This window comes from Salegentibacter echinorum (assembly GCF_900129445.1).
GTDB classification, from domain to species: Bacteria; Bacteroidota; Bacteroidia; order Flavobacteriales; family Flavobacteriaceae; genus Salegentibacter; species Salegentibacter echinorum.
Genome location: NZ_FQVT01000004.1, coordinates 324755 through 338245 on the forward strand (window position 1 = coordinate 324755; position 13491 = coordinate 338245).

General features: G+C 36.1%; 11 protein-coding genes. 4 read left to right on the forward strand and 7 right to left on the reverse strand.

Features of this window, described 5'->3' with window-relative positions; translation table 11 throughout:
* Positions 1-2 precede the first annotated feature (2 nt).
* Positions 3-863 carry an SPFH domain-containing protein gene (locus BUA71_RS09260; RefSeq protein WP_072878966.1) on the reverse strand — a complete coding sequence of 287 codons (861 nt, stop codon included), beginning with the start codon at positions 861-863 and terminating at the stop codon, positions 3-5.
* 154 nt (positions 864-1017) lie between these two features.
* On the opposite strand from BUA71_RS09260, the gene BUA71_RS09265 reads away from it, so the two are divergent.
* Positions 1018-1803 (forward strand): S1/P1 nuclease, encoded by a 786-nt coding sequence (locus BUA71_RS09265; RefSeq protein ID WP_072878968.1) that lies wholly within the window; start codon positions 1018-1020, stop codon positions 1801-1803.
* Here BUA71_RS09265 and BUA71_RS09270 read toward each other — a convergent pair whose 3' ends face one another.
* Both BUA71_RS09270 and BUA71_RS09275 read right to left on the reverse strand, forming a co-directional pair.
* Positions 1804-2394, reverse strand: a complete 591-nt coding sequence (locus BUA71_RS09270; protein ID WP_072878970.1) for an alpha-ketoglutarate-dependent dioxygenase AlkB family protein — start codon at positions 2392-2394, stop codon at positions 1804-1806.
* A gap of 125 nt (positions 2395-2519) precedes the next feature.
* Positions 2520-2879 (reverse strand): DoxX family protein, encoded by a 360-nt coding sequence (locus BUA71_RS09275; protein ID WP_072878972.1) that lies wholly within the window; start codon positions 2877-2879, stop codon positions 2520-2522.
* A 190-nt stretch (positions 2880-3069) separates the two neighbouring features.
* Here BUA71_RS09275 and BUA71_RS09280 point away from each other — a divergent pair, with 190 nt between their 5' ends.
* Positions 3070-5232 (forward strand): tetratricopeptide repeat-containing hybrid sensor histidine kinase/response regulator, encoded by a 2163-nt coding sequence (locus BUA71_RS09280; protein ID WP_083572067.1) that lies wholly within the window; start codon positions 3070-3072, stop codon positions 5230-5232.
* Between the two features lie 538 nt (positions 5233-5770).
* On the opposite strand, the gene htpG is transcribed toward BUA71_RS09280, so the two are convergent.
* Positions 5771-7657: a molecular chaperone HtpG gene (htpG, locus tag BUA71_RS09285; RefSeq protein WP_072878976.1), complete on the reverse strand. Its 1887-nt coding sequence runs from the start codon at positions 7655-7657 to the stop codon at positions 5771-5773.
* Positions 7658-7877: 220 nt separating this feature from the next.
* Here htpG and BUA71_RS09290 point away from each other — a divergent pair, with 220 nt between their 5' ends.
* Positions 7878-8564 carry a TetR family transcriptional regulator C-terminal domain-containing protein gene (locus tag BUA71_RS09290; protein WP_072878978.1) on the forward strand — a complete coding sequence of 229 codons (687 nt, stop codon included), beginning with the start codon at positions 7878-7880 and terminating at the stop codon, positions 8562-8564.
* 6 nt (positions 8565-8570) lie between these two features.
* Complete coding sequence (locus BUA71_RS09295; RefSeq protein WP_072878980.1) at positions 8571-9878, forward strand: ABC1 kinase family protein; 1308 nt, start codon at positions 8571-8573, stop codon at positions 9876-9878.
* A gap of 313 nt (positions 9879-10191) precedes the next feature.
* On the opposite strand, the gene BUA71_RS18000 is transcribed toward BUA71_RS09295, so the two are convergent.
* From BUA71_RS18000 to BUA71_RS09310, 3 genes are all read right to left on the reverse strand, one after another.
* Positions 10192-10383, reverse strand: a complete 192-nt coding sequence (locus tag BUA71_RS18000) for a type II toxin-antitoxin system RelE/ParE family toxin (RefSeq protein WP_217653612.1) — start codon at positions 10381-10383, stop codon at positions 10192-10194.
* Positions 10384-10462: 79 nt separating this feature from the next.
* The gene (locus tag BUA71_RS09305) at positions 10463-10699 is read right to left on the reverse strand and encodes a hypothetical protein (protein WP_072878982.1); all 237 of its coding nucleotides are present in this window, start codon (positions 10697-10699) and stop codon (positions 10463-10465) included.
* A gap of 211 nt (positions 10700-10910) precedes the next feature.
* Positions 10911-13364, reverse strand: coding sequence for a S9 family peptidase (locus BUA71_RS09310; RefSeq protein WP_072878984.1), 2454 nt, complete (start codon positions 13362-13364; stop codon positions 10911-10913).
* Positions 13365-13491 lie beyond the last annotated feature (127 nt).

The following is a 13491-nucleotide window of genomic DNA, read 5'->3' on the forward strand; positions in this document are numbered from 1 at the left end:
TTCTAATGGTTTAACGTGCCAGTATTTATTACCGGCGTCGCATCCCTATCACTGCACAATACCACCATTAAATTGCTTACCATGGCGGTCCTTTTTTCTGCATCAAATTCTACCAATTGTTTTTCGTTTAGGTCGTTTAAGGCCATTTCTACCATACTTACTGCACCTTCTACAATTTTGTGACGCGCAGCAACAATGGCGGTAGCTTGTTGTCTTTTTAACATGGCGCTGGCAATTTCATTGGCATAGGCCAGGTAACCAATGCGAGCTTCTAAAACCTCAATTCCGGCTATGTTTAAGCGTTCTTCCAATTCCTTTTCCAGCGCGTCACTAACTTCGTTTACACTAGAACGTAAAGTGATATCTTCATCCAGGCCTTCATCGGCAAAATTATCATAAGGGTATAAACTGGCAAGTTTTCGCACCGCTGCATCGGTTTGTACCACTACGAAATTCTCAAAAACATCTACATCAAAAGAAGCTTTATAAGTGTCTAGAACACGCCAAACTAAAATGGTACTAATCATTACCGGGTTCCCTAATTTGTCATTTACTTTGAGGCGTTCGCTGTCAAAATTGCGTGCCCTAAGCGAAATTTTCTTCTTGGTATAAAATGGATTTACCCAAAAAAGTCCGTTTTGTTTTACAGTGCCACGATAATCCCCAAAAAGTAGGAGCACTCGTGATTCATTAGGGTTTACAAGAATTAATCCCGGGAGGATAAAAAGGGCAATCACGATGCCAAGTATAAACCAGCCGTTTGTTAACAATACAAAGCCTACGATGCTTCCGAAGAATAAAATTAAAAAAACGAAAAGCATGATGTAGCCATTTGAGCCCTGAAGTTCTTTTTCCTGATTCATAAGATTTAGTTTATTTGATATTGAATTGATATCATAAATATATTATATTAAAATGATAAGCTACTAAATTTTAACATTAAAAACATACGGTCTTCCTTATCTTTGCTGAAAAATAGCTTTTTAAAGGCTAAAAACTTATCTAAATAATAGTTACATGAAAAAAATACTGATCCTTAGCTTGATGTTATTGAGTATAAACATAAGTTTCGCGAATTTGGATAATGATTGGGGGAAAACCGGGCATCGTGCTACCGGTGAAATTGCCGAAAATTATTTGAGCAAGAAAGCTAAGAAGGCGGTAAATAAAATATTAAACGGACAGGGCCTGGCATTTGTAGCCAATTATGCCGATGATATTAAAAGTGATCCTGAATTTAGAAAATACAGCCCATGGCATTATGTGAACCTGGCTGAAGGAGAGACCGAGTATAATCCAGAAACAGCCAATCCTAAAGGGGATCTTTACCAGGCTATCATGAAGTGTAAAGAAGTGCTTAAAAGTAAGTCTGCCACGAAAAAGGAAAAGCAGTTTTATTTAAAAATGCTGGTGCACTTTGTTGGGGATCTTCACCAACCTTTCCACGTGGGGCGTGGCGCCGATAAAGGTGGTAATGACATCCAGGTGCGCTGGTATAAAAAAGGATCTAACCTGCATAGGGTTTGGGATAGTGAAATGCTTAATTCCTACCAAATGAGTTATACCGAATTAGCCGCAAACAGTCCTGATTTAAGCAGAAAAGAAATTAAAGCCATAGAAGAAGGAGAGCTTATTGATTGGGTTTATGAATCTAAAGATCTAGCTACTAAGTTATATGACTCGGTAGAAATTGGAGAGAAATTGGGTTATAAATACATGTACAATTACCTGCCTACAGTACTAGAACAATTGCAAAAAGGCGGAATTCGACTGGCTAAAATCCTAAACGAAATTTACGGATAATCACATATTGTAAACTTTTCTAAAGGTGAGATTTATTCGTGGTGAAACTTTTATTTTAGTTTTTGGGAGTTGGTGTTTCCAGTGATGTTGCATACCACCTTGCATTAATAATAAACTGCCGTGGTTAAGAATTAGCTCATCTTTTAAGGATTTTTGTGTTTTATGTTTCCATCGAAACCTTCTTTTCCCACCAAGACTTAAGGAAGCAATCACCGGGTTTTTTCCCAGTACTTTTTCATCATCGGCGTGCCAACCCATACTATCCTGTCCATCGCGATAAAGGTTGGCTAGGCAGGTATTGAATTTAACTCTGGAAACCGCTTCAAGCTTTTTCATCAATTTCTTAATTTCTGAAGGAAAACTTTCAGGTTGCCATTGCAAGCCAGAGTAGGTGTAAGAAACTCCTTTTTCCGCAAAAAAAGTAGTCAGTCGCGGTTGAGGAATGTTTTTGCCAAAAATTTTGATGTTTTTTTGCTGCCAGGAAATAGCTCTATACAGACTATCGTAAAGTGAGTTGGCTTCTTCAGGCTTTAGAAAGTCTGGATAATAAACTAATTCGGCATCTTGGTATTTAAAAAGCTGCGATTTCATTTTATTCTAGTAACAGGCTTTAACGTGTTTTTCAGCATTAAATTTCAGGAAAAAGAATGAGGAATATTGCTGTTTTCCGAAGAAAAAGGGAGAGACTGCATATTTAGCTTCAGAAATATTTCCAATTAAAAGCGCAAATAGAACCAGGCCCAATAGATTAAAAAAAACTGTAGCGGAATTCTAAGGATAAGCAACCATTTTGGCACTCCGGCACCGGCTTTTTTAGAAGAAAGCATATAAAAATGCACCAGGAAAAACACTATTAACATCAGGATAATCCCATAAACAGCGAGATTCTTGGTTTCAGGAAAAAACAGTAAACAGCCAAAAAATACTTCTGCTATACCGCTTAGGTAAACCAACATTTTATGCGCCGGTAAATAAGGCGGCATAATGCGCATATAAGTTATAGGTTTTCTAAAATGATTAATACCGGCAATGATATACATTGCGCCCATAAGGTAGAGATGCCAGGGATATTGCATAAATTAAATATAGGTTTTAGGCTTAAAATATACTACCGATTTTGGGATTATTTATAGTGAAATTTTTAAAAAATTGTATAATTAATTAAAATAGAATAAATTGCAGGTCTTAACCTGCACTTAACCTTATTGAATATTGAAAAATTATTCCCCCCTATTTTTTCTATTCGTTCTACCTTTTATACCGTCAATGGCGCAGGATAGTGCTCCAATTTCGAAAGACAGTCTGGATCATTTAACCGAGATTACTTCAGAATATTTAAATAAGTACAAATACAAAGATGGTATAGAGAATTCTATGCTACTGCTGGAACACGCCCATAATCAAAATGACGATTATTATGGTTTTCACGCTCATAACTTTTTGGGTATCGCTTATAATGAATTAAAGGATACAGTTAGGGCAGAAAAGAATTATTTAAAAGCTTTGTCCTATGCGCAGGAGCTTAAAAATGATACCCTGCTCATTTATATCTATAACAATTTAGGGAATATTTATTCTGAAAGAAAAGGATATGAAAAAGAAGGCATCAATTACTATAACAAGGTGATAGACCTCGCCGACAGAATAGAGTTGGAAGACGAAAAGTTGGTGCCTACTGTAAATATTGCCTGGACTTATATGGATGGGGAACGGTATAGAAAAGCTTATCCATATTTAAACAAATCGCTAAAATTAGTAGAGGAAGGTGAAGAAAATAATAATGCCCGTTCCCAACTGTATATGCTGTTGGGGAAGTATCACCATAAAACACAATCTTTAGATTCTGCAGCCTACTATTTTACAGAGGGACTAAGGCTTGCCGAAGAAGATTCCTTAATGCTTCCTGTTGCTCTTATAAGTAAGGATTATGCAAATATGCTTTTTGAAAAAGGTGATTTTGAAGTTGCCTATAAAAACCTACAAAAACACAACGAGTATAACGGAAAGGTTTTTGAAAAAGACAGGTTGGCGCAAATTGAAGCTGCCAATGCCAGGTTTGATGTAAACGAATATCAAAGAAATTTAGAAATTTCCCGGAAAGAAAAAGCCTATCAGGACGAGCTTATCGAAAAATCTACCGAGAAGATTTTGATTATGGTAATCGCCTCCCTGGCGCTTATCGTGACGCTTTTAATCCTGAATAAAATTAATCAGGATCGAAAAAAACTAATCGATCAACTTAGAGATAGAAATACACAACTGCTGGACTCGCGCGATGAAGCCGAGCGTTTGTCTAAATTAAAAACCGATTTCCTTTCAACTGTTAGTCATGAATTGAGAACACCTCTTTATGGTGTTATTGGGCTTACGTCATTACTGTTAGATGATAAAAGCCTTAAAAAGCACGAAAGTGATTTAAAGTCTTTAAAATTTTCGGCAGATTATCTCCTGGCGCTAATTAATGATGTATTGCAAATGAATAAAATGGAGTCTAAACAGGTGAAACTGGAGAGTATTCCATTTAATATTAGGGAGTTAATTTTAAGTATCGTAAACACTTTTGAATTTACCCGGTTACAAAATAACAATAACCTGCAGTATCATATTGGTGACGATGTTCCCGAAAATTTAATAGGTGATCCCGTGCGTTTATCACAGGTTTTGATGAACCTTGTAGGAAATGCTGTAAAATTTACCGAAGAGGGAAATATTAATATAAGAGTAGCCCTGCAAGCTAAAGTAGATGGCAAGGCGATTTTATATTTTGAAGTAAAAGATGACGGTATGGGGATTCCAAAAAGCAAGCAAAAACTTATTTTTGAAGAATTTTCCCAGTTAAAATCTGCCAATTACAATTACCAGGGTACCGGCCTTGGTTTACCTATTGTAAAACGAATGTTAGAACTGTTTGGCTCTCAAATTCATTTAAAGAGTAAGGAAGGTCAGGGTGCGGTTTTTTGCTTTAGTTTGAGTTTAAAGGAGAAGCAAACTCCAAAAAAATCTGCCGGATTTTCACACCAGGCTTACGAAGAAAATGAACAAAATCCTCAAAAAATCCTGGTGGTAGATGATAATAGGATTAACCAGGTAGTCACCCGAAGAATTTTAGAAAAACAAAATTTTGTTTGCGAGGTTGCCGAAAATGGAGTAGAAGCCATAGAGCGGGTACAGACCGCCCATTTTGATCTTATTTTAATGGATCTTAATATGCCTGGAATTAACGGTATGGAAACAACACAGCGAATAAGAGAGTTTAATCCTGAGGTGCCTATCGTGGCGCTTACTGCTGTGGAGATTGAAGAAGTGAGAAAGGAGATTTATGAGTCTGGTATGAATGATATTATTGTAAAACCTTATGAACCGGAACGTTTCTATCAAATCCTAAGACGAAACCTTAGCGGAAGCTCTAAGGTGCTTGCAGAAAAATAGTTTTTAGCTTCAATAAAAAATATTTCGAAGTCTTTTAGTTCTAGTTTAGGGCTGCGCTGATAAAATCTTAATTTATGGTTCAGAATCTTTCGTCTTAATTTAGAACAGTAGACTAAGTTTTCCAGAGTTAAGTAAGAGAGAAGATTCTTCCTACGTCGGAATGACAGCTCATTAAAACAGCAATAGCTTGATTAGACCATAGTTAATCTTTTCAAATTTTCTTACTGTATGTTCAATTTATCAGTTTATAAAAAAGCTGTTTTAAAAAGTATAAAGTAAGCTCTTTACGTCGTAATAGTTTTAGGATTGCTTCGTGCCGCGCAATGACGATCCCCAGAATACGTGAGATAGCCATTAACTTCAGTTTAATCAAAAATTAAACTGAATATCCTTAAAGAAGAATACCGATTATTTTGTGTTTTCTAAGTCAAATTCGTTACTAAAAATCCTTAAAATAAGAAACCTCACAATCCTGATGGTTGTAGGATTATGAGGTTTTCTTGATTTTATACCCGAAAACGGATATTCACAAAATCAATTATTTTACCATTTCATAGCTGCGTTTTACGAAATTGGTCAACTCTTCTCCTTTTAGAAGGTTTTGTGACAATCTCGCAAGATCCAGGGAATGCTTAATAAGACGTTCCTGTTTCTTGGCAGTTTTGGTATTTAATATTTCTGAAATTAATGGGTGGTTGGTGTTCACCGCAAGGTTATACATTTCTGGCATATTGCCCATGCCAAACATACCCCCGCCACCGGTTTGCTGCATTTCTTTCATTCGTCGCATAAACTCGGGTTGCGTGATTAATAGCGGGGCAGCATCACTGTCCATCGCTTCCATTTGTACGGTATATTTTTCCTTAGGGATTACCTTTTCGAAATCTTCTTTTAATTTCTCTTTTTCTTCATCAGAAAGTTTTGAAACCTTTTCTTCATCTTTTTTGATGAGGTTATCTACCTGATCTGAATCTACTCTTACAAAAGAAGTATTTTCTTTCTCGCCTTCCATCTTTTGAAGTAAGTGCGATACTATTGGAGAATCCAGTAATAATACTTTATAACCTTTTGCTTTTGCAGCCTCAATATAACTGTGCTGCTCATCTTGATTGGATGCATAAAGCACAACCAGTTTACCATCCTTATCGGTTTGGTTGTCTTTTATTTTCTCCTGCAGTTCATCAAAAGTATAATACTCATTATCTACCGTTGGGTAAAGTGCGAATTTTTGCGCTTTCTCATAAAATTTATCTTCAGAAAGCATACCATATTCAATAACGATTTTAATATCGTTCCATTTTTGTTCAAAATCCTCACGGTTATTATTGAAAAGGGATTTTAGCTTATCGGCTACTTTCCTAGTAATATAGCTGGAAATCTTTTTAACAGCGCCGTCTGCCTGTAGGTAAGAACGGGAAACGTTTAACGGAATATCTGGAGAATCAATTACCCCGCGTAGCATCGTTAAAAATTCCGGAACAATACCTTCAACATTATCGGTTACAAAAACCTGATTTTGGTAAAGCTGAATTTTATCTTTCTGGATGTTCATATCCTGGGTCATCTTTGGGAAATAAAGAATTCCTGTAAGGTTAAAAGGATAATCAACATTTAAGTGAATATGAAATAGTGGCTCCTCAAACTGCATGGGGTATAACTCCCTGTAGAAACCCTTATAATCCTCATCTTTTAAATCGGTTGGCTGCTTGGTCCAGGCCGGGCTGGGATTATTGATGATGTTATCTACCGTCTTAGTCTCGGGTTTAGCATCCTCGGGAGCATCTTCCGGTAATGGTAAAGTTTCTTCCCTGGTTCCAAATTTAATTGGAATAGGCATAAACTTATTGTACTTGGTTAATAACTCCTGGATCCTGTTTTCTTCCAAAAACTCTTTTTCATCATCATTTATATGAAGAATGATTTCTGTACCGTGCTCTTTTTTATCGGCATCTTCCAGGGTAAATTCTGTAGTACCCTCGCAAACCCAATGTGCAGCAGGCTCATCTTTATAAGATTTGGTAAGGATTTCTACTTTGTTAGCTACCATAAAGGCCGAGTAAAAACCAAGCCCAAAATGACCAATAATACCGCTATCCTGTGCAGAGTCCTTGTATTTTTCCAAGAATTCTTCTGCACCAGAAAAAGCTACTTCATTAATGTATTTTTCAACTTCTTCTTTGGTCATCCCCACGCCCTGGTCTATCACGTGAAGTTTCTTTCCTTCTTTGTCAATCTTCACCTCAATTACAGGATCGCCATATTTTACATCGGTTTCCCCAATATCAGTAAGGTGCTTTAATTTTAAGGTTGCATCTGTAGCATTAGAGATTAACTCCCTAAGGAATATCTCGTGGTCACTGTAAAGGAATTTCTTTATCAGTGGAAAAATGTTCTCAACAGATACATTAATCTTTCCGGTTGCCATATATTTTCGATTTTTAATAATATTTATAAGTACAATTCTATAGTCAAAAAAAATACCACGAAATGCTCGCTGACAAACTGACATAAGATGTAAGTACGAAAGTCTATTTTCGTCTAATTTCTTGGTAAACAAATGCCCATAAAATATTTAACAAATAATTTGTTTAATATTTTGAATTTAAAGTTAAACAAGGTTTATCTTTGAAAAAGAATTAGAAATTATGGCAACGACTAAAAAAAATACTCCAACAAAAAAAACCGTACAACAAAAAGCTTTAAGTAGAGATCGTCTAATCGCAATGTACATGGATTACGTTCTGGAAAATGAAAAGCGACCTAAAACGGTTTACAAGTTTTGCAAGGAGCATAATATTAAAGAAGAAGAATTTTATAATTTCTTCGGAAGTTTTGAAGGTTTGCGTAAAGGCATTTGGAAAAACTTCTACGAATATACTATAGCAGCAATTAACAAGAGTAAGGAATATGAGAGCTTTGGTAATCGGGAAAAAATGCTGACTTTCTATTTCACCTTTTTTGAAATGCTTACCGCTAACAGGAGTTATGTGCTTTTTTCGCTTAAGGAATATGAAAGTAATATGAAAAACCTTGTACAATTAAGCGGACTTAGAAAAAATGTAAAGCATTTTGCTGCCGATTTGATTAGGGATGAAAATGCTGAAAAATCGATAAGCGCATTACAACAATCTGAAAGAATTTTTTCTGAAGCGGCCTGGGTACAGCTTATGTTTTTAATGAAATTTTGGATGGACGACAATTCCGCTCAATTTGAAAGTACCGATGTAGCTATAGAAAAATCTGTAAATACAGTTTTTGATGTATTTGATAATACCCCGTTAGAGCGGGTAATTGACCTTGGAAAATTTCTGTGGAAAGAAAAAAGGGCGTAAAAAATTATGAAAACAATAGACAACATACCAACTGGAAAGATAGGGCGCACGAGTAAACTTGTGCAAACCGGGGCTAAATTAGGTGGAAACTATCTAAAATATTACAGCAAAAAAGCTTTTAATTCAGAACATACCCGCGATGAATTAGACCAGAGTAATGCCGATGATATTTACGATAGCCTTAAAAGCCTTAAAGGTAGCGCGTTAAAAGTAGCGCAAATGCTGTCTATGGAAAAAAGCTTATTGCCCAATGCTTATGTTGAAAAGTTTAGTTTGGCGCAATTTAGCGTGCCGCCGCTTTCAGCACCTTTGGTAAGAAAGACGTTTAAAAAATATAATGGAGCTTTCCCTGAAGATTTATACGATAGTTTTGCAACAAATTCTGTAAACGCTGCCAGTATTGGGCAGGTGCACAGGGCCGAGAAGAATGGGAAAAAACTTGCTGTGAAAATTCAATATCCCGGCGTTGCAGATAGTATAAGTTCAGATTTAGCGATGGTTAAACCCATTGCGACGAGAATGTTCAATCTTCAGGGTAAAGATTCTGAGAAATATTTTAAAGAAGTTGAAGGAAAACTTTTAGAAGAAACAGATTATGTTTTGGAGGTAAAGCAGAGTAAAGAGATTTCTGAAGCTTGCGCACATATTTCCAACCTTAAATTTCCGAAGTATTATGAAGATCTTTCTAGCGAACGTATTATCACGATGGACTGGATGGAAGGCAAGCACTTAAGTGAATTTGCTAAAGAGAATACTAGCCAGGAGAAAGCAAATAGAGTAGGGCAGGCGCTTTGGGATTTTTATATGTACCAAATGCACCAACTAAAAGAAGTGCACGCCGATCCCCACCCCGGAAATTTTCTAATTAATCATGCAGGGGAACTAATAGCCATAGACTTTGGATGCATTAAAAAAGTGCCGGAAGATTTTTATGTACCGTATTTTGAACTGGCAAAGAGAGAGAATATAAACGATCCGGAATTTTTCAACAAAAAGCTTTTTCAGCTGGAAATACTGCGAGAAGATGATTCTGAACGGGAAATAACTTATTTTTCTGAATTGTTCTATGAGATGTTAAGTCTGTTTACCAGTCCGTTTCACGAGAAAACTTTCGATTTTGCCGACGGAAAATTTTGGGAATCGATCACTCAACTTAGTGAGAAATATAGTAAAGATAGCGAGTTAAGAAAGATGAATGGTAATAGGGGAAGTAAACACTTCCTTTATATAAATCGTACTTTTTTCGGCTTGTATAACCTGTTGCACGATCTTAAAGCAAAAGTAAAAATAAAGAATTACGAAAATTATATGTAAACGTTCATAATTAGATTATTGATTTATTGGTTAGGTTGTGAAAAAGCGTGGTTACCTTCTTTGGTAAGTGCGCTTTTTCTGTTTTACTCATTAATCAAGATTTCTACACTTATTCTAAAGCTCTCGTGCTTGTTTCAAAATCAAAATAATCTCTCTATAATGAAGGTATCTCAAAAGTACTGTGTTACAGGAGCTGTCATTCCGACGTAAGAGGAATCTTTTCTTTTAGAATAAAGATTCTTCACTCCGCAAGCTTAGCTTGTCTTGAGCGAAGTCGAAAGGTTCTGAATGACAATTCGTGATATTATCAACACTAGAGCTGTTTTTTATTGTCTTGCCTATTATCCCAAAATGAAACTATTTCGATGGTATCATTTTTAATTTCATAGAAAATCAGATAGACTTTCATTGGTATTACGCGTGTTTTTTTATTTGACGTTAAACGTCCAATAAATTCACTTTTTGAAAGAGTATCTAGTAAATCTTCTGTTTCATCAAGAAGGATTAGACTATATGCAGCAGATTTATTTCAATATAGAATTCAAGAATATCTCTAAACTCCGATTTGGCTATATTCGACCAAATTATTTTTTTGTTAGACATTCTTTCATTTCTGAAATTACAGATTCGTTATTTGAAAACAGACCTTTTTTTATTTGTTCTCTACCAATTGAAATTGCATCTTCTTGTTCAGAGGATAATTGATAGAGCTCTTGTTCGGATGTGTCAAATATTGTCTGAAGGGCTTTTAAAAAGTTTAAATCTTTAGACTCCTTAATTCTCGAAATCAAGTTGCTTTTTATTTGAGAAGTCATATCCATTTTAATTCGATTTATGGTATTTATCAAAATTAGTGTTATTTGTTCAATTCTCTATTTCTTGCGTATTAGTTTTTATGTTTGTCAATACTGGTTAATCACACCCTATAATTTTTGAAAACAATCCAGATTAAACTAAATTTTCAGAAAAAAAAGCCCAAATTCACTGGAATTATTCGTGAATTTGGGCTTTTATAGAATCAAAAACTCCGGATTATTCTTTTACTTTTTCCGAAGTATTAATATTCCCTTCTCTGTTCTTTACATATTTCTCTAACCATTGGTCTTGTTCCCAAAGCACGTGCAAAACAGATTCTTTAGCGCTATAGCCGTGGCTTTCTTTAGGAAGCATTACTAACCTGGCAGTTGCCCCCAAACCTTTTAAAGCATTAAAGTAGCGTTCGCTCTGCATTGGGTAAGTACCGGAATTATTATCGGCTTCCCCGTGAATTAAAAGTAAAGGCGTTTTCATTTTGTCGGCGTGCATAAATGGCGACATATTGTAGTAAACGTCGGGAGCTTCCCAATAACTTCTTTCCTCACTTTGAAATCCGAAGGGGGTAAGCGTGCGGTTGTAAGCACCACTTCTGGCAATTCCCGCCGCAAAAAGATTGGAATGTGATAGCAAATTAGCCGTCATAAAAGCACCATAGCTGTGGCCTCCAACCGCTACACGATCTGTATCAACATAACCCAAATCATCTACTGCATCTATTGCAGCTTTACCATTGGCTACCAATTGTTTTCTAAAGCTATCATTGGGTTCTTCTTCGCCTTCACCAATAATTGGGAAAGAAGCATCATCTAAAACCACATAACCACGGTTTACCCAATAAATTGGCGAACCATAGTAGGGATAAGTAAAGTCATTGGCGTTTGAAGTATTTTGAGACGCCGAATTCTTGTCCTTATATTCCCGCGGGTAGGCCCAAATAATCATAGGTAGTTTTTCCGGATTATTTTTATCGAAATTTGCCGGTAGATAAAGTGTGCCGTTTAATTCCAATCCGTCGTCGCGTTGATAGGTGATTACTTCTTTGCTTACATCTTCCAGGCTTTTAAAAGGATTTTTAAAACTTGTGATTTGTGTAAGATCTTCATCGTTATCAATATTCCTAATATAGTAGTTGGGGTATTCTGCCGCCGATTCTATTCTTACCAGGATTTCGCCATCTTCAATTGCCAATGCTTCAATCAAGGTTTCTTTCTTATCGTTGTATTTGGATTGATATAATCTTTCGGTTTCTCCATTTTCCAGATCAATTTTATCTACAAATGGAAACTGTCCTTCTTCAGAAAATCCGGCACCTAACAAAAACGCGTTTTCATCTTCCAGTTTTAAAATGCTCTGGCCAAACTCATTTTTGGTTGTCACGAACCTTCCGGGGTCACTATAGCGATCCTGGTAATTTCTATCAAAAATAACTTCCGGTTTTTCAGAAGCATCTGAAGGATTAAAAACATAGGTTCTGGTGTTTCGGTTATTCCACCAGTAATCATCGGCTATAGCCATATTATCATTTCCCCAGGTAATACCAGAAAAACGATCTATAGTTTTTAGAATAGATTTTCCTTCTCCTTTAAAAGGCGCATTCAGTAGAAAAACCTCATCCCGGTATTCAGCTTCTACCTCGGGTTCACCTTCATCCAGTGCTTTTACATAAACTAAAGTAGCCGGTTTATCATTACGCCAGCGCATACTTCTTCTACCGGTTTGGGTGGACATAAATCCTTTTGGTAAATCCTCTAATAATGGCTCGTCATTTACCTGGTTTACCAATTTTGCATCTTTGGTGTAAACAGTTGTTTCTGAAGGGAACCTATAGTATGGCACCAGGTATGAAAAAGGTTTTTTTAGATGACTTACCATCACATATTCTCCGTTTGGAGAGAAAGAAACATTTCCAAACATTTTAGGTTCCATCCATTTTTTTGAGGAACCATCTAAATTTATTTTTACCAATTCTGCCCTGGCCAATTGCTCGAAGTTATACTCGTCGTTAGGATTTTTAAGAAGATCCTGGTAAGTCCTGTTTTGAGCTTCTTTCCCGTCACTTACAGAAACGGTAGGTCCCGTGGGAACTGCAGTTTCAGGATTTATCAATTCCTTCCTATCTTCAGGAAGCATTTTTACCAGGATGCTCTTGTTGTCTTTAAACCAGTTGATCACGTCGCGCATATTAGCGTTAAGTTTAGCATCGGTCAATTTTTTTGCCCGGGCATCCTCAATATTTAACACCCAAAGTTCTACACCATTATTTGTTGTATGTGTAAAGGCTATTTTAGACTCATCTGGTGACCAATTAAAATTTGCCAGACGTGGCTCTTCCGGTAATCCCTTTACCTGGGTGGGAGTTTTGGCGTCTATGGCTTTTACTTTTAAATTATTGTAATACCGGGCACGACTGCTTATGTTGGTCACCGGGTTAATTCTTAAACCTCCCAGCCTAAGCTCTTCTTCACTAAGCTCGGCGATAGATTTATATTGATCGCGATATAGAAAGATCATCATCTCACCCTCGCTATCTAGAATAGTAGAAGGAGCCAGTGGTACATCTACCAATTCCAGGATTTCCTGTGGAGGTTTTTGGTACGTAAGATTTTCTTGTGCTAATAAGCCCGAAAAGCTTACAAAAAGGCCTAAAAAGCTAAATAAAATTTTCTTCATAAAATGTGGTTTTTAAAAGCTAATAAAAAGTAACTAACAATATTTTTAAGGTTAATCTTTATTATATTGCGTATCAATTTTTATTAAATGCTTAAGTTTAAGTAGAATTCGCACTAAATATACTAAA